The following is a 20946-nucleotide window of genomic DNA, read 5'->3' on the forward strand; positions in this document are numbered from 1 at the left end:
AACCGGACCCGGCGCCTGCACTGATGAATGTGCAGGCTGCTAACCGTTTGGAATGGCTATAAGGGTTTGGCTGCCCGCGGCGCCCCCGGGATAAGCCCCTGGAGTCCGGGGCTGAGTGATGGCGGTTCGCAGCGCAAAGAACTTAATGAATCAGTTACTTCCTGGCAAGGCGCCGTCCAGCCCGGCCAATTGCGAGATTTCTGCCGCGGCATCCCCCGGGTCAAAATCCCCCAAGTCGACCGCGGGAAGATCAGGCAAGTCAGGCAGCCCGCCGTCCAGCCCATCCATGCCCAAAGCGCCATCGTCGCCGAGACCGGGCAAATCCATTGCGCCCATTCCACCCATTGCGTCATCCATGCCGCCCATGCCGCCCATGCCGCCGTCAACACCGCCGTCACCCAGCGCAGGAAACCCCTCGCCGTCCATACCAAGACCGCCGCCCAGACCCGGTGCCGCTTCCAATGCAGGCAGGCCCGTGTCGTCCATCGGGTCCTGCAGGCCCTGCGCGGCAATTCCCATATCGAGTGCCGGAGGTCCGCCGCCCATCATGTCGGCGCCTGCCCCGTCGGAGAACCCCATTCCTTCTGCCCCGGCATCGCCTGCCAGCCTGGCCCCGGACTGATTCAGCCGAACTGCACGCGCGCCGTTCATTTGGCCCAGGCGCCCCTGTGCAATCGACTGGCCGCCAATGGTCAGCAGGTCGGTTTCATACAGAAAGGCGGAATCCAGCGGCAGCGAATCGCCGACTTTGAGGCCGGTAAAATCCCTTAGGGGCACCCGCATCTTGCACAAAACAGCCGACAGCTCCGCCCGGATCGACCCCAGATTGCGGCCCAGAGATGGACCTTGCGCACCGCTTCCCTGACCGTCCTGCAGTTCTTCGGCAGTGGGTTCCGGAAGTATCAGCTTCATCACGCCCTGCATGGCGCCGCAGGCCAGATCCAGGTTCAACTCGATCACCCGGTAATCCTCAGCCTCCATGCCCAGCACCAGGCTGCGCACATTTTCAACCTGTGCGCCAAAGCGGTAACCGGTAAAGATTGCCTGATCCGCTTGGCCATCCAGCATCGCAAACACCTTGCCAAAGGTGCGTTCCAGAAACTCTGCCGTCATGGCTGCATCTGTCGGGGTATAGTGACGCTCGTCCGGTGCTTTGCCCATCACCGTGCCGATGGTCTGCTGCTGGATCAGCGCTGTCACCGTGGCTGCATCCATGCTGGCCGCACCCATTCTGCCATGCGGACAATCCAGCACCACCAGAAGATCCTTATCCGACAGCTGGTCCGCCAGATCCTCGGGAATGCGGTTGGATTGCCGGGCTGCCAAAACTGCCACCGGCAATCCGCACAAGTCCGCAGCTGCCCGCGCCACCGATCGGCGCAGTGCTTTCAGCGTCAAGGAACTGGTAAGCGCCCCAACACCTTCCTTTGTCGCTGCCAGCTTGCGTGCAAGCACACCCTGCTTGCCGCTGCCTGCCTCTGCTGCTTCTGTTTCAGACATAGGCTGTTTAACCTGCCCCTTGCACGTCCCGTTTCCCCGTTTTTACCCGAAAGGAGGTTAACAACTCCTGTACCTCAGGCCAGGTTACGCAGCCTTTTCGCCTGCTGCGGGTAAGGAAACCCGGAACGCACCGCCGCCGTGCCCTGGCAGATAGGAAACATTGCCGCCCAGCCGTTGCATAACTTCCCGGCAGATTGCCAAGCCAAGCCCTGCACCGCCTGCCCGCTCGGGGCTGACACGCGAAAATTTCTCAAAAATCATCTGTTGAAATTCTGCCGGCACGCCACTGCCGTTGTCAGTGAAGTCGATCTGCAGCCACCCGCTGGTTGCGGAGGCGGAAATGGACAGTTCCGGCTCGGCAGCATCGCAATACTTCTGGGCATTGGCGATCAAATTGATAAAGACCTGCGCCAGCCGGTCGAGGTCGGAGGATATGCGCAACCCTTCCGTTGCGGGATTGCGGCAGACCTTGAGCGGACGGTCTGATCCCGCCAGTGCGGCGGCCACCGCGTGGTCCAGCACGTCCGGCAGGGCGCCGGCCGACATGTTCAGGCTCACCTGACCGCTCTCCAGCACGCTGAGGTCCAGAAGATCGTTCAGCAGCCGGGTCAGCCGCAGCGTTTCGTCATGGATGATCCCGGCATAGTGGCGCTGATCCTGCGCGCTCAGCTGCCCGTCATCGCGCAGAATTTCCGAAAACGCCCGGATCGAGGTCATCGGCGTGCGCAGCTCATGGCTGACCTGGCTAAGGAAGGCGTCCTTCTGTTCGGAAATTTGCGTAAGTTTTTCGTTTGTTTCCCGCAACTTGCGGGCAGTCGCTGTTAGCTCTGCCGATTGCGTCTCCAAGCGGCTGGAATACTCCAGCATCTGGGCGGTTTCATCCGCAACTGCCAGCAAATCCGCAACAGAAACCGAGGAGCCGCCGGCGATCTGGCCAATCATCGCATGCGCTGCCGCCGCGCCGATGGAGGCGCTCAGCTCGCGCTCCAGCCGTTCCAGAAAGGCCGGTGTCGGCTCAGGCAGCGGGCCGCGGCCGCCCTGCCGCAGCCGCTCGCGCTGAAAGAACGCTTGTGCTTCTGCAGCACCCAGAATCCGCTGCGACATGATCATCAGATCTTCGCATTGCGCCACAGATCCGGTCCAGCCGCGCGGGCCGGCGGAATGGTCGAAGACATTGACGAATTGCGCGCCCTGCAGCCGCTCCAGCGGGCTGGGGAAGCTCATCAGAGACACCAGGCAGAACGCCAGCGCATTCAGACTCATCGACCACAAAACGGCGTGAACGGTCGGATCCATGGCTTCGATTCCGAACAGCGCCTCGGGACGCAGCCAGCTAAGGCCAAACAAGCCATCACGCAGGATATGCTCGGGCAACAACCCGCCGCCCAGGGCCGGCAGCAGCATGGTATAGAGCCAGATGGCAAACCCCACCGTAAGCCCGGCCAGTGCGCCACTGCGGGTGGCACCGCGCCAGAACAGCCCGCCAACCAGCGCCGGCAGAATTTGCGCCACCCCGGCAAAAGAGATGAGGCCGATGGCGGCCAGCGCCGCAGCGCCGCCGGACAGGTGGTAATAGAAATACCCCAGCGCCATGATCACCGCGATCGACACCCGGCGCGACAGCAGCACTACATCGCGCACATCGCCCGAAACCGAAGCCCGACGGTTCTGCAGCCGCAGCCAGACCGGCATCACGATGTGGTTCGATACCATTGTGGACAGCGCCATGGCGGCCACAATCACCATCGACGTTGCCGAGGAAAACCCGCCGAGAAAAGACAGGACTGCCAACCCCTGCTGCCCCTGCTGCAGCGGCACTGTCAGCACAAACATGTCCGGGTTGGCGCCTGCGGGAAGCAGTTCCAGCCCGACTGCGGCGATGGGGACCACAAACATCGAGATCAGCAGCAGATACAGCGGAAACGCCCATGAGGCGATGCGCAGGTGGCGTTCGTCCTCGTTCTCCACCACCATCACCTGGAACATCCGCGGCAGGCAAACAAAGGCCGCCGCGGCCAGAAAGGTAACGGTGGCCCAACGGCTGCCATCGACGTTCCACTGGCCGATTTGCGAGGCGTCAATTCTTTGCAGCGTCTCTCCCACGCCGCCGGCCACGCCCCAGACCACAAAAACCCCAACCGCCAGCAACGCCGCCAGTTTGACGATGGCCTCAAGCGCCACCGCGGTGACCACCCCGTGGTGACGCTCATTGGCGTTCAGGTTGCGGGTGCCGAACAGAATGGCAAAAACCGCCAGTCCTGCCGCTACCCAGAACACGGTGTAGGTTTCATTGTAGCTGCGCAGCGGATCCGCCTCGGCAAAAATGGCAAAGGACAGCGTGATGGATTGCAACTGCAGCGAAATATAGGGCGTGACGCCAATCACCGCGAGAATGGTCACGCCGGCCGCCAGCAGGTTCGACTTGCCATAGCGCGACGACAACAGGTCCGCGATGGATGTGATCCGCTGGCTGCGCCCGATCCGCACCAGTTTTCGCAGGCCCCACCACCATCCGATCATCACCAGCGAGGGACCAAGGTAGATCGTTACGAACTCCAGGCCTGAGCGCGCGGCATAGCCAACCGCGCCGTAAAAAGTCCAGGCAGTGCAATAGATTGACAGCGACAACGTGTAGATCAGCGGCGAACGCATCCAGGCGGCGCTTTTGCCGCGGGTTGCCATCCGGTCGGCCCAAAAGGCAATGAAAAACAGAAACGCCACATAGGCGAGACAGACAACCGCAAGCACATTCAGCGAGGCCATCAGCGGTCCTCCACCCCGTCCGGAGATCCTGCCCCGTCCGGCCCGCCGCCGGTCCAATGATCCGCCCAACGCTGCACGGCGAGGCTGAAGGCAAAACAGGCACCGATCAGGCCGGTCCAGACGGCGAAAATATAGATGATGGCCGACGACATACTGACACCATCGCGCGCCGCGGGATGGGTGGAGGCTTCGGGCCACAACAGCGGCAGCGCCAGCAGCAATGCGCCCAGAACCGGCAGCAGGCGGGCAATATCCATCAGCCTGCGGCGGCGGTAGGTCTGGCGTTCCGCGCGGGTGCCTGTTTGCTCTTCGGCGCCGCTCCCCTGTGTCATCCCTGTCCGGCCTGGGCGTGCAGGTCGCGCACCGCCGTCAGCACCTCGGCATTGGAGAAGGGCTTGGTCATAAACCGCGTCACCCCCGCCTTTTCCGCCATCTCGCGGTCGCGCATCTGGCCGCGGGCGGTCAGCATCAGCACCGGCAGTGCGCCCATGCCACCCTCGCTTCGCAGCTCGCGCACGATCTCCAGACCGCTTTTGCCCGGCAGCATAAGGTCCAGAATCACCAGATCGGGATTGGCATCGCGGATCACCTCCACCGCGGTGGCACCATCGGTATGCGCATCCACGCTCCAGCCGTCCCGTATCAGCAGAAACCGGATGGCCTCGGTGATATTCGGCTCGTCTTCGATCAGAACAACATGCCTGCCCATCAGCAGAATTTCCTCCCGGCGCCGACTGCCGGCCAGGCCGGTCCGCAGACGCATTCATTTTTGTGCAGATTAGCCCCGCGGCCGTGTCACTGTCAAAACTCTTCCTTCAGAATCGATGGCTCGCGCCGCGCCGGACAGCCCTGGCGCGGGCAGATCCGGCAACTGGCGCCAACCGGCTGCGGATCCCGTGCATCCTTGGCGCCGGGCAGGATCAGCATAACCGCCCTGTACATAGGATCAGCGCCAAAATCCTGCATCTCCTGCGGCCAGGCCACCGCCATACAGTCAAAAGCCGCCGCGTTGCGCCCCTGCTGCAGAACATTGCGCCGCACCGGGATATTCGGGTGCACAAGCGCAGTATACAGCGGCCACAGCGGGCAGGACGCCCCGAAACGCGGCATCGAAAACCCGGTCACAGGCTTGCGGAACAAAAGCGTGCCTGAGGCATCGCAGACCACCAGCCCGGCCTCCTGCCCCAGCACCTCCTCAGGCAGCGCCGCCAAACGGCGCAGCACGGCAGGGAGCCCGCATTTGAAGCGGCGCGCGATCGCCACCGGAGCAACCCCATCCGCCTGGATTTCCTGCTCCAGCGCCTGCAGCGGCATCGCCAAGGCATCCGCCCGGTATTGCGCCAAGGCAGCCTGTGCCAGGCTGCGGGCCGCCGGGCTTGTCAAAGCAGGGGCAGTCTGGACCAGCTGTCCGGGTTCAGCGGAACCATCCTCCAGTGCAGGAAAATGAAACCCGTTTTCCTGAAAGAAGACCTCGGCCTCCTCTTGCGGCATTCCGCGGCGGTCGTCGCTGGTGTCGCCCTCGTCCAGAAAATTCACCAGCGCCCGGCTGCTCTCGGACAGGCGCAGGGAATCTTCGTTAAGGTTCTTGTGAAAGCGGTCGCGCCATTCCGGCTCCAGCTCGCCGGTTTCCGCCAGGATCGACGCGGTGGAGCGGATCGCAGCAGCAGTCGACAGCACCTCATGCACCGAGGCCGCCAGATTGGGATCATGGGTCAGCCGGTCTGACAGGGTTTCCACCGTGCGTTCCAGCGTGGCAATGCGGCGGTGGCCGGCTGCCAGCACCTCGGCCCAGCCGGGAAACCGGCCGGCAAATTCATCGACCCGGTCCAGCTCGGCCACCGGAACCCCGCTGTCCGCCGCCGCCTCCCGCAGGGTAGAAATCAGGGCCGCCTCGGCCCCCTCGCTCAGCATCGACGGCTCCACCCCCAGCACCCCAGCGAGATCAACCAGAAGCTTACCGCCGATTCTGCGCCGGTTATGTTCGATCAGGTTGAGGTAGGAGGCCGAGATCCCCGCCTCCCGCGCCAATTCGGCCTGACGCATTCCCAGGATCAGCCTGCGTTCGCGGATCCGGCTGCCGGTCAGGGTATCGCGTGCCATTATGCGTGGCCTCCCAAAACACTGTCAATTCAACGGCTTTCTGCGTTGCAATATAATACAATTTACAGAACACAACTGAATACTGTTCAGTTATTTACAGAATTTTCAAGCAATAAAAGGGATTTATTGCCTGGCTTTACATAGCGCGCTCATACTGATTTTGCACGAAACGTGCTGGTGCTGCGCAGAAGTGAGGAGCTGCAAGGCACTAATCATATTAGGGAGGAATACATGTCTGAATTTGACGCATCGCGCCGCAGAGTCTTAAAGACCGGCGCAATCGCAGGCGCCGGTATGGCGCTGCCAACGATCTTTACCGCCTCTTCCGCTGCGGCTTTTACCAATGAACCGACCGGCGGCACCGTGACCCTGGGCTTCAATGTGCCCCAGACCGGCCCCTACGCTGATGAAGGCGCTGACGAGCTTCGCGCCTATGAGCTGGCGGTCGAGCATCTGAATGGCGGCGGCGACGGCGGCATGATGAACACCTTCAGCTCCAAGGCGCTGCAAGGGAACGGCATCCTGGGCAAGAAGGTGGAATATGTCACCGGCGACACCCAGACCAAATCCGATGCCGCCCGTGCCTCGGCCAAGTCGATGATCGAAAAAGACGGCGCGGTGATGATCACCGGCGGCTCGTCCTCGGGTGTTGCCATCGCCGTGCAGGGTCTCTGCCAGGAGGCGGGCGTGATCTTCATGGCCGGCCTGACGCATTCCAACGACACAACCGGCAAAGACAAGAAGGCCAACGGTTTCCGTCACTTCTTCAACGGCTATATGTCGGGCGCGGCGCTGGCACCGGTGCTGAAGAACCTCTATGGCACCGACCGCACCGCTTATCACCTGACCGCCGATTACACCTGGGGCTGGACCCAGGAAGAATCGATTGCAGCCGCAACCGAGGCCCTGGGCTGGAACACCGTGAACAAGGTGCGCACGCCGCTGGCCGCGACCGACTTTTCGTCCTACATCGCGCCGGTTCTGAACTCGGGCGCTGATGTGCTGGTGCTGAACCACTATGGCGGCAACATGGTGAACTCGCTGACCAATGCGGTGCAGTTCGGCCTGCGCGACAAGGTGGTGAACGGCAAGAACTTCGAGATCGTCGTGCCGCTCTACTCCCGCCTGATGGCCAAGGGTGCAGGCGCCAACGTGAAGGGCATCCACGGCTCGACCAACTGGCACTGGACGCTGCAGGACGAAGGCTCCAAAGCGTTCGTCAAATCCTTCGGCACCAAATACGGCTTCCCGCCGAGCCAGGCTGCCCATACCACCTACTGCCAGACGCTGCTTTACGCGGATGCGGTTGAGCGTGCGGGCACCTTCAACCCCTGCGGTGTTGCCGAAGCGCTGGAAGGCTTTGAATTCGACGGGCTGGGCAATGGCAAGACCCTGTACCGCGCCGAAGACCACCAGTGTTTCAAAGACGTTCTGGTGGTGCGCGGTAAGGAAAATCCGACCTCGGAATTCGACCTTCTGGAAGTGGTCGAGGTCACCCCGCGTGCACAGGTGGAATACGCACCGGACCACCCGATGTTTGCCGGCGGTCAACTGGGCTCCTGCAACCCGGGCGCCTGAAGCCCGCCACTGGCGCCGGAATTATGCAAAACTTCCGGCCCGGATTCCGTATCGGAATCCGGCTGCGCCGCATCGCGGGTCTTCCGGCATTGCCGGAAGACCCTTCCCTGACCTGACGAACGGTGGGACCCATGGACGCCATTCTCCTGCAAATCCTGAACGGGCTCGACAAAGGCTCGGCCTATGCGCTGATCGCGCTGGGATTGACACTTATCTTCGGCACGCTTGGCGTGGTGAACTTTGCCCATGGGGCCCTGTTCATGATCGGCGCCTTCTGCGCTGTCACCGTGCAACGTTTTCTGAACCTCAGCTTTGAGACCGTCGACGAGACCCAAACCGACTTTCTGGGCAACCCGCTGAAAGTGAAAACCCCCTACGTCGAGGCCTGGTTCGGCCCCGAGTTCGGCGGCTCCATCATCGACTGGGCGGTGCCGCTGGCGATCCTCTTTGCCATCCCGATCATGATCGGCGTCGGCTATGTGATGGAACGCGGTCTGATCAAGCATTTCTACAAGCGACCCCATGCGGACCAGATCCTGGTGACCTTCGGCCTTGCAATCGTGCTGCAGGAAGTCATCAAGTATTTCTACGGCGCCAACCCGATCCAGACCCCGGCCCCGGACGCGCTGAACGGCGTGATGAACCTGGGCGCTGTCATCGGCATGGACATCATCTATCCGGTCTGGCGCGTGGTCTATTTCTTTTTTGCAGTGCTGATCATCGGCGGCATCTTCAGCTTCCTGCAATTCACCACATTCGGCATGGTGGTGCGGGCCGGCATGGCCGACCGCGAGACCGTGGGCCTGCTGGGCATCAACATCGACCGCCGCTTCACCATTATGTTCGGCATCGCTGCCGCTGTCGCAGGGTTGGCCGGTGTGATGTACACGCCAATCAACTCGCCCAACTACCACATGGGCATGGATTTCCTGGTCCTCAGCTTTGTGGTGGTGGTTGTCGGCGGCATGGGATCGCTGCCCGGTGCGGTGCTGGCGGGTTTCCTGCTGGGTGTTCTTGAGAGCTTCGCCTCGATGAACGAGATCAAATCGCTGATCCCCGGCATCGACCAGATCATCATCTATGTGGTCGCAATCATCATTCTGCTGACCCGTCCACGGGGCCTGATGGGCCGCAAAGGCGTGATGGAGGACTAAGACATGTTCGGACTGGATAAAAAAGACACCTCTATGCTGATCATCGTCGCCTGCCTGACGTTGTTCGCCCCCTTCATCCTGAATCCCTTCCCCACCGGCAGCGCCATGGCGCAGTTCAACGCGGGCTATCCGGACCTGATGCAGCGCTTTGTGATCTTTGGGATCTTCGCCATCGGATTTAACATCCTGTTTGGCCTCACCGGCTATTTGTCATTCGGCCATGCCGCTTTCCTTGGCGCCGGCTCCTACTCAGCCGTCTGGATGTTCAAGCTGGTCGGCATGAACGTGATCCCGGCGATCCTGCTGTCGGTCATCGTTGCAGGCCTGTTCGCCTTGCTCATTGGTTTTGTCAGCTTGCGCCGCTCCGGCATATACTTCTCGATCCTGACGCTCGCCTTTGCCCAGATGTCCTTTAACCTTGCCTATTCGGTGCTGACACCGATCACCAATGGCGAGACCGGTCTGCAGCTGACACTGGAAGACCCGCGCATCCTGGGTGTCTCTGCCACCGCGGACGGCTCAATCCCGGTGACCAGCCTGTTCGGCCTGGAGATGCGTTCAACGTTTGAGCTGGCAGTCGGCCCCTGGGCCTTTCAGTTCAACGCGGGCTATTACCTGTGCGCGCTGATCCTGCTGGCGGCCTTCTACCTGTCGATCCGCATCTTCCGCTCGCCCTTTGGCATGATGCTGCGGGCGGTGAAATCGAACCAGCAGCGGATGAACTACACCGGCCTGAACACCCGGCCCTATACCCTGGCGGCCTTTGTGATCTCGGGCATGTATGCCGGTCTGGCTGGCGGCCTGATGGCCTCGATGGACCCCTTGGCAGGCGCTGAGCGGATGCAGTGGACAGCCTCGGGCGAGGTGGTGCTGATGACCATCCTCGGCGGTGCGGGCACGCTGATCGGCCCGGTGCTGGGCGCAGGCTTCATCAAGTACTTCGAGAACATCTTTTCCAAGATCAACGACAACGTGCTGCACAGCTGGTTCAGCTTTATGCCCGACGGGATGGAGGATGCCCTTGTCTTTCTGGTCCACCCCTTCATCGGCAAAGGCTGGCATCTGACCCTGGGTATCCTGTTCATGCTGGTGGTGATCTTCCTGCCCGGCGGCCTGGTTGAGGGCGGCCAGCGGATCAAGGGCTGGCTCAGCCGCCGCAAGGCCAAGGACAGCAATACGTCCGGCAAAACCAACCCCGCGGAATAAGGAGACAACACAATGGGTATCCTTGAAGTCAAAGACGTGGGGAAACGGTTCGGCGGCCTGCAAGCGCTGTCCGAGGTGAACCTCAGCGTGAAGGAAAACTCGGTCCATGCGATCATCGGACCAAACGGCGCGGGCAAATCCACCCTGCTGAACTGCCTGGTGGGCAAGCTGATCCCCGACACCGGATCCGTCATGTTCGACGGCCAGTCGGTGCTGGGGCGCGCGCCTTACGAGATCAACCAGATGGGTATTTCCCGCGTGTTCCAGACGCCTGAAATCTTTGGCGATCTGACGGTGCTGGAAAACATGATGATCCCCTGCTTTGCCAAACGGGACGGCGCGTTTGAGCTGAACGCCCTGTCTTCGGTGCTGAAACAGAAAGACATCCTGCAAAAGGCCGAGCATATGCTGGAAGAGATGAACATGGCGGACAAGCGGCACATGCATGCCGCCGCCATGTCCCGCGGCGACAAGCGGCGGCTGGAGATCGGCATGTGCCTCAGCCAGGAACCCCGGCTGCTGCTGCTGGATGAGCCGACCGCAGGCATGGCGCGGGCCGACACCAACAACACCATCGACCTGTTGAAACAGATCTCGGACCAGCGCGACATCACCATCGCCATCATCGAACACGACATGCATGTGGTGTTCAGCCTCGCCAACCGGATCACCGTCCTGGCCCAGGGCACGCCGCTGGTCGAGGACGACCCGCAAAATATCCGCGGCAACCCCAAGGTGCGCGAAGCGTACCTGGGCGAGTCGGCGTAAGGAGAAACCAACATGAATGTGAAACCCGACTTCTCCAGAAGCGCCAATGCGGCCACCACCGCGCCTGCCTTCCTGTCAGTCTGGGATGTCCACGCCTATTACGGTGAAAGCTACATCGTGCAGGGCATCAGCTTTAACGTCCACGAAGGCGAGATCCTGGCCTTGCTGGGCCGCAATGGTGCTGGCAAAACGTCTACCCTGCGCTCGATTGCCCGCACAGGGTCCCCCTTGGTGACCCGTGGTGAAATCTGGCTGGACCATAAACCGCTGCACAAGATGGAATCCTATGAGGCCGCATCCGTGGGCCTGGGCCTGGTGCCTGAGGACCGCCGCATCATCCCCGGCCTGACGGTTGAGGAAAACCTGCAGCTGGCGCAGATCGCGCCGCCCGTCGGCTGGTCGCTGGAGCGTCTGTACGATCTGTTCCCGCGCCTTGGTGAACGGCGCAAGCAGGAGGGCGTGACCCTCTCGGGCGGCGAGCAGCAGATGCTGGCGATTGCCCGCGCGCTTGCCCGCGACATCAAGGTGCTGCTGCTGGACGAACCCTACGAAGGCCTGGCCCCGGTAATCGTCGACGAGATTGAAAAGACCCTCATCCACATCAAGGAACAGGGCATGACGACAATCATTGTCGAACAGAACGCGGTCCGCGCCCTGGAACTGGCGGACCGTGCGGTGATCCTGGATACCGGCGGCATCGTCTTTGACGGAACCGCCGCAGAGGTTCTGGAAAACGAAGAGCTGCGTGCCGAATACCTGGCGATCTAAAACATCCTTTTGCGTCATGCCGAAACTGGCAGACTGAGGCCACCCCGACCGGGGCTGGCCTCTTTTTCAAGCCTTGCACCTTTTCCAAATCCACCCTGTTTTTCCTCTTGCCAAAAATATCCCGGGGTTTGGGGCAGAGCCCCAATCTACCTTTTAAAACGCTCCCGCAGCTCGGTTTTCAGCACCTTGCCATAGTTGTTCTTGGGCAGCGCTTCGATGCGCAGGTATGCCTTGGGGCGTTTGAACCGGGCGATCCGGCTGCTGCACAGGTCATCCAGCTCTGCATCCTGCGCATCCCCCACAACAAAGGCCACCACTTCCTCGCCCCAATCCGCATGGGGCCGGCCCACGACTGAGACCTCGCGCACTTCAGGGTGCAGCAATAAGACTTCCTCCACCTCGCGCGGATAGACGTTGGAACCGCCGGTGATGATCATGTCCTTGGAGCGGTCCTGCAGCGTCAGATAGCCGTCGGCGTCCAAAACCCCCATGTCGCCGGTCATCAGCCAGCCATTGACCAGTGTCTTGGCGGTGGCCTCCGGATTGTTCCAATACCCAGGCATCACTGCATCGCCGCGCACCATGATCTCTCCGTGGCTGCCAGCGGGCAGGAGTTCTCCCTCCGGCGTGCCGATCCGCACCTCAACCACGCTTTGCGCCCTGCCGACACTGGCCAGCCGCTCGCGCCAGCGCGGATGCGCGCGGTCCTGCACGGCATGACGCGGCAGCGCGGTGATCGCCATCGGGCATTCACCCTGGCCGTAGACCTGCACAAAGACCGGGCCGAAATGCTCCACTGCCTCCACAATGTCGGCGACATACATCGGCCCGCCGGCATAGACCACTGTGCGCAGCCCCTCGCCCTTGCGGCCCAGCCGCTTGGCTTCCGAAGTCATCCTTGTGACCATCGTGGGCGCTGCAAACATATGGACGCGCCCGAAATGCGCTGCCAGATCAAAGATCTCCGCCTCGTCAAATCCGCCCGACACCGGGCAGACATGCGCAGCCCCCGCGAGCACATGCTGAATTGCATAAATCCCCGCCCCATGGCTCATCGGTGCCGCATAAAGCGCCTGATCCCCGGCGCTGACCTGATCCACATCGGCGAAATAGGCGATTGCCATGGTCATCAGCATCCGGTGGGTGATCATCACCCCCTTGGGCCGCCCGGTGGTGCCAGAGGTATAGAACAGCCATGCCAGATCTTCAGGGGCACGGAAAACAGGCTCAGCCACAGGCTGCGCGTACAGGCAAGCGGCATAGTCTGAACCCGTGATGTCCACACAGCGCACAACTGCCTCTGTTCCCTCGACCGCCTCAGTCAGGCCCGGCGAGGTGAACACAAGCCCGGCACCCGAGTTTTGCAGGATATACTCCGCCTCCTTGCCGTGCAGCTTGGCATTGACCGGCACCGCCGCTGCCCCCGCATACCAAATGCCGTAAAGCGCGATCAGGTAGTCCGGGCAATTCTTCATGAAGATGCCAACCCGGTCCCCCGGCTGCACACCCTGCATCTGCAGCCAGCCCGCCACCGACGCCGCGCGGGCGTGAAAGCCTGCGTAGTCCGCAACCTGCTCCTGTCCCAGAAACAACGCAGGCCGCGCCGCCTCTGCCGCTGCCATGCGCTGCAACCACACTGCAATGTTCATCCGCTTTTCCCCTCCGGCTTGCCCGTCGGCGTGCATCGCGGCACGCAAACACCCCCTTCAATTCCGCAGAAAGGCCGGGGTAGAAGCACCATATGAGCGATCTTGCCTTTGACCATGCCCCTGTGGGCCTTGCCGTGCTGGAACGCCGCGTCATCACGCGGTGCAACCTGCAGTTTGCCTCCACCTTTGGCGGAACTCCCGGTGAATATACCGGCATGCCGATTTCAGGGCTGTACCCCAGCCAGGAGGATTTCAACCGTATCGGCACCCTGCTGCAACAGCCTGAGGCGCAAAGCGGCAGTTACAGCGACGAACGCATCATGCGCCGCCGCGCAGGCGCATTGTTCTGGTGCCGGGTGCGCGGCCGTTCAGTGACACCCGAGACGCCGTTTCAGACCGGCATCTGGTCCTTTGCCGATATATCCGAGGACCGCCCGGTGGTCTCGCTTACCCCGCGCGAGCGCGAAGTGGCGATCCTCACCTGCAAAGGGCTGTCGGCCAAAGAAATCGGCCAGCAGCTGGATCTGTCCTACCGCACAGTGGAAAGCCACCGGGCGCATCTGCTGCAAAAATTCGGCGCCCGCAAGCTGCCGGAACTGGTGGCCAAACTGACCGGCATGCCGCTGTAAGACAAAAAACAGTCCGGCAATTGCAAATCAGTTTATCTGCCTCCATGTTACAGCCCGGACCGACGGTGCTTTCCTTGCGGTAATCCTTGCCCTATAAGCGCCCTAATTTCCGGTCCGCCTGCCCTGGCGGGCCTGTCGGAATTGGCTGAGGAAAATATGACAAACAAATCTCACGAAGCTGACGTGGCATTCATCAAGGCGCTGGCGGAATTGCTGCGCGAAAACGATCTGACCGAACTGCAGGTAAAGCGGGACTACGGCGACGACGACAGCCTGAATGTGCGTGTCTCCCGCCAGACCGCCATGGCCGCACCGGTACAGGTTGCGATGCCCGCCGCCGCTGCTCCGGTTGCAGCAGCTGCCCCTGCCGCCGCCCCTGCCCCCGCTGCCGCCAGCGATGACCCGGCCAGCCATCCCGGCGCCGTGGCCTCGCCGATGGTCGGCACTGTCTATCTGCAGGCCGAGCCCGGTTCGCCCGCCTTTATCTCCGTGGGCAAGCAAGTCAACGAAGGCGACACTCTGCTGATCGTCGAAGCCATGAAGACCATGAACCACATTCCGGCGCCGAAATCGGGCACCGTGAAGCGCATTCTGGTTGAAGACGGCGCCGCCGTTGAATTCGGAACCCCCCTGGCCATCATCGAGTAAGGATCTGCAATGTTTGACAAGATCCTGATTGCCAACCGCGGCGAGATTGCCCTGCGCGTGATCCGTGCCTGCCGGGAAATGGGCATCAAATCGGTTGCGGTGCATTCCACCGCAGATGCCGACGCAATGCACGTGCGCATGGCCGATGAATCGGTCTGCATCGGGCCGCCGTCCAGTACCCAAAGCTACCTGTCGATCCCGGCCATCATCTCGGCGGCCGAAATCACCGGCGCCCAGGCGATTCACCCGGGCTATGGCTTCCTGTCGGAAAACGCCAACTTTGTGCAGATCATCGAAGACCACGGGCTGACCTTCATCGGCCCCTCGGCTGCGCATATCCGCATCATGGGCGACAAGATCACCGCCAAGGAAACCGCCCTGAACCTTGGCATTCCGGTTGTTCCGGGATCTGAGGGCGGCGTGCCCGACATCGCCGCGGCAAAAAAAGCCGCCGCAGACATGGGCTATCCGGTGATCATCAAGGCCACCGCCGGCGGCGGCGGCCGCGGCATGAAAGTGGCCTTGAACGAAAAAGAGCTGGCCAACGCCTTCTCGACTGCCCGTTCCGAAGCCAAGGCTGCCTTTGGCAATGACGAAGTTTATATGGAGAAGTACCTCCAGAAGCCGCGTCACATCGAAGTGCAGGTTTTTGGCGACGGCAAAGAGACCGGCATCCATCTGGCGGAACGCGACTGCTCGCTGCAGCGCCGCCACCAGAAGGTGTTCGAGGAGGCCCCCGGCCCCTGCATCACCCCGGAAGAGCGCGCCCGCATCGGCAAGATCTGCGCCGACGCAATTGGCAAGATGGGCTATTCCGGTGCTGGCACCGTGGAATTCCTCTATGAAGACGGCGAGTTCTATTTCATCGAAATGAACACTCGCCTGCAGGTGGAGCACCCGGTGACTGAGGCCATCTTTGGCGTCGATCTGGTGCGTGAGCAGATCAGGGTCGCCGAAGGGCTGCCGATGTCGTTCACTCAGGACGATCTGGAAATCAACGGCCACGCCATCGAGGTGCGGATCAACGCCGAAAAGCTGCCGAACTTTGCCCCCTGCCCGGGCAAGATCACCCAGTACCACGCCCCCGGCGGATTGGGTGTGCGGATGGATTCGGCGCTGTATGACGGCTACTCGATCCCGCCCTATTACGACTCGCTGATCGGCAAGCTGATCGTGCATGGCCGGGACCGGACCGAGGCGCTGGCCCGTCTGAACCGGGCATTGGGCGAGCTGATCATCGACGGCATCGACACCACCGTGCCGCTGTTCCATGCGCTGCTGCAGGAACAGGATATCCACACCGGCGACTACGGCATCCACTGGTTGGAACGCTGGCTGGAAGAAAACCAGCCCGGATAACTTCAGCGGGGCGCACCATTGGCTGCGCCCCGTTTTACATTTGCCTGCCTTTTCCCGTTATACTGGCCAGCACCATGAGCTTAACTGCGGACCTATTGCTGCACGCCTATTCTGCCGGTGTTTTTCCGATGGCCGAACACCGCGACGACCCCGAGATTTTCTGGGTCGATCCCAAGCGGCGTGGCATCCTGCCGCTGGATGGCTTCCGCATCTCCCGCTCGCTGGCCAAACGGATCCGCAATGGCGGCTTTGAGATCACCGTGAACCAGGATTTCGGCGGCGTCGTTGACGGTTGCGCCGACCGGGCGGAAACCTGGATCAACGGGGAAATCCGCGACCGCTACCTGGATCTGCACCTGATGGGCAACGCCCATTCGCTGGAGGTCTGGCAGGACGGTATTCTGGCCGGCGGCACCTATGGCGTCTCTCTGGGCGGCGCCTTTTTCGGCGAAAGCATGTTTTCGCGCCGCCGCGATGCCTCCAAAGTGGCACTGGCCTATCTGACGGACCGGCTGGTGCAGGCGGGCTACAGCCTGTGCGACACGCAATTCCTGACCACGCATCTTGCGTCGCTTGGCGGGATTGAAGTTACCCGCGCGCGTTACCGGGCCCTATTGCGCGAGGCCCTGAAAACGGATGCGGATTTTGCCCGGCCGGCTGTGCCCGCACCTCAGCTGCTGCTGCAGCGCATGACCCAGACATCATAGCGGTTGTGGTCCAGCGCGTTCAGCGCCGGACTGGACGCCACCATCCAGCCCTGGAAATGCGTCGCACCATCGTCGGGGTTCCGCACGGTCAGATAGGCATAGGCATCCCCGGTCGGGTTCTCTGCCGGAAAACGGCAGTCCGACACGGTCACCAGCAGGCCGAACATTTCCGAACTGCCGCCGATAGCCACTTCCGCATCCATGGTATGGCCGTTGACCTTGTCCAGCGCCCTTAGCACCGCAGCACTGCCCTGCGCCGCCGGCTGCTCCTGGCCCCAGGCCGGCAGGGCCAGCGCACAAGCCACGGCCGCCACCGTAAAGCGCATCAGGAATCGCCCTCGCCGCCGCCGGCGACAAATTTGACCAGCAGCGAAATCAGGCTGACCGCGCCCTGGGTGTCCTCGATCTCATCGCCTGCTTCAAAAGCAAAGGGCGAGCCTCCGGGCATGATCTCGACAAAGTTACCGCCCAGCAGCCCTTCGGAGGAGATCACCACCGCGCTGTCATCCGGGATTTCGATGCCCTCGTTGACAGAAAACATGGTATCTGCGCGGAAGGTTTCCGGGTTCAGGCCAACGCCGGTCACGGTACCGATCTTGACGCCGGCCAGCCGCACGTCGGTGCCGACACTGACCCCTTCCAGAGAACGGAAAGACGCGTTCAGGTCATAGGTCGCGCCGCCGCGCGACAGGCCGGCCGCTTGACCGGCATAGACGGCAAAAGCAACAGCAGCAGCCAGCACGACGCCGCCGGCAAAAACTTCGGTAGGATTGTGGGACATGAAATCAGCCTTCTGGCAGATGTTTTATTCGGGCACCCAGGCCTCATAATCGCGGCGTTCCTTGGGTTCGCCGCCTGCACGGATCGAACCCGCCGGCGCATAGGCCATCATGGTGCCGGTCAGGTTTTCCTGATGCGGCTTTTCCCAGGCCTTGTGCTTCAAGGGTTTCTCGCTGGGCAGCTCGTCAAAGGTGCGGTGCAGCCAGCCGTGCCAGTCCGGGCTGACGCGCGAGGCTTCAACCTCGCCGTTGAACATCACCCAGCGCTTGCTGTCATCGGCATTGCGGTAGAACACATTGCCCTGATCATCCTCGCCCACCTTGATGCCCTTGCGGGCGGTGAACATCCGGGTGTTCAGGGTGGCGCCGTTCCACCATGTCACAGCGCTCAGTAGAGTGTTCAGGATTCCCATCGGTGCCTCCGGATTTTTCCATTTCTGATATGGCCCAATTTCCCGCCAAGGTCCAGTGGCTTGCGCCCCTCTGGACGGGTCACGGCGGGAATTGGCAGTTTTGCCTGAGGCGCGTTTCCCGCGCCTGACAGGATCAGCCTGCCGCTGGGGCCAGCGCCGTCACTTCAATCTCAATGCGGAACTTGGGATCGATCAGGTTGCACTCGATCATTGTTGCCGCAGGCGGGTTGGCGCCAAAGACCTCAGCCAGAACCGGCCAGCAGGGTTCGAACTCCGCCGCATCCGGCAGGTAATAGTTCACCCGCACCGCATCGGCAAAGCCAGCGCCCGCCTTCTGCAAGGCACCGCCAATGGTTTCAAGCGCAGATTTGCACTGTGCCACCACATCATCGCCCTGCCCGACGGTGCCGGCCACATGCACGAAGCCGCCAGCCACAACAGTGCGGCAATAGCCGATCTTAGCCTCAAACTCACCGCCTGAAGAAATACGTTTGATCACTGCCCTGCTCCTTCCTCTTGCCCGAAATATCCCGGGGGCGCAGCGGCCTCCCGCTGCGGGGGCAGCGCCCCTATCAAACCCGCCCCCAAAAGCAAACGGCGCGGAAAGGACCGCGCCGTTTGTCTGAATCTCTATGAATTCACCCGGCCGATGCCGGCTCTTTCTCGGCATCCGCATGGATCATCAGCGGCTGCGCATCCGAGGTCACCGCCTCCTCATTGACAACCACCTTGGTCACGCTGTCCATACCCGGCAGATCGAACATGGTATCCAGCAGGATATCCTCCATGATCGACCGCAGCCCGCGGGCACCGGTCTTGCGTTCGATTGCTTTCTTGGCAATCGCACTCAGCGCCTCGTCGGTAAAGTCCAGTTCGGTGTCTTCCAGCTCGAACAGGCGCTGATATTGTTTGACCAGAGCGTTCTTGGGCTGGGTCAGAATGATAACCAGCGCGTCTTCGTCCAGATCTTCCAGCGTTGCCAGCACCGGCAGACGGCCGACAAATTCGGGGATCAGCCCGAATTTCAGCAGATCTTCCGGCTCCAGCTCCTGGAACACTTCGCCGACGCCGCGGTCATCGTTGTCGCGCACATCCGCGCCAAAGCCCATCGCAGACCCTTTGCCGCGGGCCGAGATGATCTTGTCCAGCCCGGCAAAAGCACCGCCGCAGATGAACAGGATATTGGTGGTGTCCACCTGCAGGAATTCCTGCTGCGGATGCTTGCGCCCGCCCTGCGGCGGCACCGAGGCAACGGTGCCTTCCATCAGCTTCAAAAGCGCCTGCTGCACGCCCTCGCCCGATACGTCGCGGGTGATCGAGGGGTTTTCCGACTTGCGGGTGATCTTGTCGACCTCGTCGATATAGACGATGCCGCGCTGCGCGCGCTCGACGTTGTATTCGGACGATTGCAGCAGCTTCAGGATGATATTCTCGACATCCTCGCCCACATAACCGGCCTCAGTCAGCGTGGTGGCGTCCGCCATGGTGAAAGGCACATCCAGGATCCGCGCCAGCGTCTGCGCCAGCAAGGTCTTGCCGCAGCCGGTGGGGCCGATCAGCAGGATGTTCGATTTCGCCAGTTCAATGTCCGACCCGGCCTTTTGGGCGTGGTTCAAACGTTTGTAGTGATTGTGCACCGCAACCGACAGCACCCGCTTGGCGGTGGCCTGGCCGATCACATAGTCATCCAGAACCTGGCAGATGTCCTTGGGCGTCGGCACGCCGTCGGTGGCCTTCAGCCCGGAAGCCTTGGTTTCTTCACGGATGATATCCATGCACAGTTCAACGCATTCATCGCAAATGAATACGGTGGGGCCTGCGATCAGCTTGCGCACTTCATGCTGGCTCTTGCCGCAGAAGCTGCAATAGAGGGTGTTTTTGCTGTCGCCGCCTGAATTCGTCGCCATGGTCTACCTTTCAGTCCGCCCGGTCCGCTGCTCCCGCACTGCGGGGCTACTCAACTTTCTGCCAGCTTAAGCGAGTGCTTAGGCCGCCACAATGTGAAAGTGCGCCCCATTTCAAACACGGGGCACACGGCTGTTCACAACGCCAGGCGTTACGCCTGCTCTTCGTCGCCTTTGGCGCGGTTTTCGACGATCTCATCGATCAGGCCGAACTCTTTGGCTTCTTCCGGCGCCATGAAATTGTCCCGCTCCAGCGCATCGACGATCTTGTCGTATTCCTGGCCGGTGTGCTTGACGTAGATCTCGTTCAGGCGCTTCTTCAGCTTCAGGGTTTCCTCGGCGTGGATCATGATATCGGTCGCCTGGCCCTGGAACCCGCCGGAGGGCTGGTGCACCATCACCCGGGAATTGGGCAGGCTGAACCGCATGCCTTTTTCGCCGGCGGTCAGCAGCAGCGACCCCATCGAGGCCGCCTGGCCGATCACCAGGGTCGAAACCTTGGGCTTGATGTACTGCATGGTGTCATAGATCGACAGGCCGCTCGTCACCACGCCGCCGGGGCTGTTGATGTACATGGAGATTTCCTTGGACGGGTTTTCCGCCTCAAGATGCAGCAGCTGCGCCACGATCAGTGAACTCATGCCGTCATGCACCGGACCATTCAGAAAGATGATCCGCTCCTTCAGCAGGCGGGAAAAAATGTCATAGGCCCGCTCGCCCCGGCTGGTCTGCTCCACCACCATCGGGACCAGGGTATTCATGTATGTTTCTCTGGGATCAATCATTTCGACCTGCCTGCGTTGTTTATGTCCGGCACCATACCCGACAGTGTGTTACCTGAGTCTTAGTATCGCCACTTTTGAGCTGCAAGGGGCGGCGGCCATTTTACGGTGCCGCAAAGCTGCATACCGTGTCGCAATCCGCTGGAACGCTGTCGCTATTCTCGGGCTGCGGCGCCCGGCAGCACCTTAGGAAACAAACTCAAGTCCGAATTCCACCCGGGGGGCCAAATCCCGGGTGC

Annotated in this window: 21 protein-coding genes; 9 read left to right on the forward strand and 12 right to left on the reverse strand. The window is 61.6% G+C overall.

Annotated features, from left to right (window positions below):
• Positions 1 to 150: 150 nt before the first annotated feature.
• The 5 genes from K3724_RS11055 to K3724_RS11075 form a co-directional block, all read right to left on the reverse strand.
• Positions 151 to 1500, reverse strand: coding sequence for a FliM/FliN family flagellar motor C-terminal domain-containing protein (locus tag K3724_RS11055; RefSeq protein WP_259984742.1), 1350 nt, complete (start codon positions 1498 to 1500; stop codon positions 151 to 153).
• Positions 1501 to 1584: 84 nt separating this feature from the next.
• Positions 1585 to 4263: an ATP-binding protein gene (locus K3724_RS11060; protein ID WP_259984744.1), complete on the reverse strand. Its 2679-nt coding sequence runs from the start codon at positions 4261 to 4263 to the stop codon at positions 1585 to 1587.
• On the reverse strand, positions 4263 to 4595 hold the full coding sequence (locus K3724_RS11065) for a hypothetical protein (protein WP_259984746.1): 333 nt from the start codon (positions 4593 to 4595) through the stop codon (positions 4263 to 4265). The genes K3724_RS11060 and K3724_RS11065 overlap by 1 nt, the downstream gene beginning before the upstream one ends.
• Complete coding sequence (locus K3724_RS11070) at positions 4592 to 4972, reverse strand: response regulator transcription factor (protein WP_259992618.1); 381 nt, start codon at positions 4970 to 4972, stop codon at positions 4592 to 4594. The genes K3724_RS11065 and K3724_RS11070 overlap by 4 nt, the downstream gene beginning before the upstream one ends.
• A gap of 92 nt (positions 4973 to 5064) precedes the next feature.
• Complete coding sequence (locus tag K3724_RS11075; RefSeq protein WP_259984749.1) at positions 5065 to 6363, reverse strand: short-chain fatty acyl-CoA regulator family protein; 1299 nt, start codon at positions 6361 to 6363, stop codon at positions 5065 to 5067.
• A 231-nt stretch (positions 6364 to 6594) separates the two neighbouring features.
• On the opposite strand from K3724_RS11075, the gene K3724_RS11080 reads away from it, so the two are divergent.
• The 5 genes from K3724_RS11080 (at position 6595) to K3724_RS11100 (ending at position 11837) form a co-directional block, all read left to right on the forward strand.
• Positions 6595 to 7941: a substrate-binding protein gene (locus K3724_RS11080; protein WP_259984750.1), complete on the forward strand. Its 1347-nt coding sequence runs from the start codon at positions 6595 to 6597 to the stop codon at positions 7939 to 7941.
• A 131-nt stretch (positions 7942 to 8072) separates the two neighbouring features.
• Positions 8073 to 9095: a branched-chain amino acid ABC transporter permease gene (locus K3724_RS11085; protein ID WP_129370641.1), complete on the forward strand. Its 1023-nt coding sequence runs from the start codon at positions 8073 to 8075 to the stop codon at positions 9093 to 9095.
• Between the two features lie 3 nt (positions 9096 to 9098).
• On the forward strand, positions 9099 to 10301 hold the full coding sequence (locus tag K3724_RS11090) for a branched-chain amino acid ABC transporter permease (RefSeq protein WP_259984753.1): 1203 nt from the start codon (positions 9099 to 9101) through the stop codon (positions 10299 to 10301).
• A 12-nt stretch (positions 10302 to 10313) separates the two neighbouring features.
• Complete coding sequence (locus K3724_RS11095) at positions 10314 to 11069, forward strand: ABC transporter ATP-binding protein (RefSeq protein ID WP_259984755.1); 756 nt, start codon at positions 10314 to 10316, stop codon at positions 11067 to 11069.
• Positions 11070 to 11081: 12 nt separating this feature from the next.
• Complete coding sequence (locus K3724_RS11100) at positions 11082 to 11837, forward strand: ABC transporter ATP-binding protein (protein WP_259984757.1); 756 nt, start codon at positions 11082 to 11084, stop codon at positions 11835 to 11837.
• A 146-nt stretch (positions 11838 to 11983) separates the two neighbouring features.
• Here the strand turns inward: K3724_RS11100 and K3724_RS11105 are convergent, their stop codons facing one another.
• A complete protein-coding gene (locus K3724_RS11105; protein ID WP_259984759.1) occupies positions 11984 to 13486 on the reverse strand; it encodes a class I adenylate-forming enzyme family protein in 1503 nt (500 codons plus the stop codon).
• Between the two features lie 92 nt (positions 13487 to 13578).
• Here K3724_RS11105 and K3724_RS11110 point away from each other — a divergent pair, with 92 nt between their 5' ends.
• From K3724_RS11110 to aat, 4 genes are all read left to right on the forward strand, one after another.
• Entirely contained in the window at positions 13579 to 14115 is a 537-nt protein-coding gene (locus tag K3724_RS11110; RefSeq protein ID WP_259984761.1) for a PAS and helix-turn-helix domain-containing protein, read from the forward strand.
• A gap of 156 nt (positions 14116 to 14271) precedes the next feature.
• Positions 14272 to 14763 carry an acetyl-CoA carboxylase biotin carboxyl carrier protein gene (gene accB, locus K3724_RS11115; protein ID WP_259984763.1) on the forward strand — a complete coding sequence of 164 codons (492 nt, stop codon included), beginning with the start codon at positions 14272 to 14274 and terminating at the stop codon, positions 14761 to 14763.
• Between the two features lie 9 nt (positions 14764 to 14772).
• Positions 14773 to 16122: an acetyl-CoA carboxylase biotin carboxylase subunit gene (gene accC / locus K3724_RS11120; protein ID WP_259984766.1), complete on the forward strand. Its 1350-nt coding sequence runs from the start codon at positions 14773 to 14775 to the stop codon at positions 16120 to 16122.
• A 74-nt stretch (positions 16123 to 16196) separates the two neighbouring features.
• Positions 16197 to 16829: a leucyl/phenylalanyl-tRNA--protein transferase gene (aat, locus tag K3724_RS11125; RefSeq protein WP_259984767.1), complete on the forward strand. Its 633-nt coding sequence runs from the start codon at positions 16197 to 16199 to the stop codon at positions 16827 to 16829.
• On the opposite strand, the gene K3724_RS11130 is transcribed toward aat, so the two are convergent.
• From K3724_RS11130 to K3724_RS11155, 6 genes are all read right to left on the reverse strand, one after another.
• Positions 16793 to 17155 carry a DUF2155 domain-containing protein gene (locus K3724_RS11130; RefSeq protein WP_259984769.1) on the reverse strand — a complete coding sequence of 121 codons (363 nt, stop codon included), beginning with the start codon at positions 17153 to 17155 and terminating at the stop codon, positions 16793 to 16795. The genes aat and K3724_RS11130 overlap by 37 nt on opposite strands.
• On the reverse strand, positions 17155 to 17610 hold the full coding sequence (gene mlaD, locus K3724_RS11135; RefSeq protein WP_129370628.1) for an outer membrane lipid asymmetry maintenance protein MlaD: 456 nt from the start codon (positions 17608 to 17610) through the stop codon (positions 17155 to 17157). The genes K3724_RS11130 and mlaD overlap by 1 nt, the downstream gene beginning before the upstream one ends.
• A 24-nt stretch (positions 17611 to 17634) precedes the next feature.
• Positions 17635 to 18021, reverse strand: coding sequence for an NADH:ubiquinone oxidoreductase subunit NDUFA12 (locus K3724_RS11140; RefSeq protein ID WP_129370627.1), 387 nt, complete (start codon positions 18019 to 18021; stop codon positions 17635 to 17637).
• 133 nt (positions 18022 to 18154) lie between these two features.
• Complete coding sequence (locus tag K3724_RS11145) at positions 18155 to 18520, reverse strand: RidA family protein (protein WP_259984772.1); 366 nt, start codon at positions 18518 to 18520, stop codon at positions 18155 to 18157.
• A gap of 139 nt (positions 18521 to 18659) precedes the next feature.
• On the reverse strand, positions 18660 to 19928 hold the full coding sequence (gene clpX, locus K3724_RS11150; RefSeq protein ID WP_129370625.1) for an ATP-dependent Clp protease ATP-binding subunit ClpX: 1269 nt from the start codon (positions 19926 to 19928) through the stop codon (positions 18660 to 18662).
• A gap of 149 nt (positions 19929 to 20077) precedes the next feature.
• The gene (locus K3724_RS11155) at positions 20078 to 20710 is read right to left on the reverse strand and encodes an ATP-dependent Clp protease proteolytic subunit (RefSeq protein ID WP_129370624.1); all 633 of its coding nucleotides are present in this window, start codon (positions 20708 to 20710) and stop codon (positions 20078 to 20080) included.
• Positions 20711 to 20946 lie beyond the last annotated feature (236 nt).

This window comes from Leisingera sp. M658 (genome assembly GCF_025144145.1).
Taxonomy (GTDB): Bacteria; Pseudomonadota; Alphaproteobacteria; order Rhodobacterales; family Rhodobacteraceae; genus Leisingera.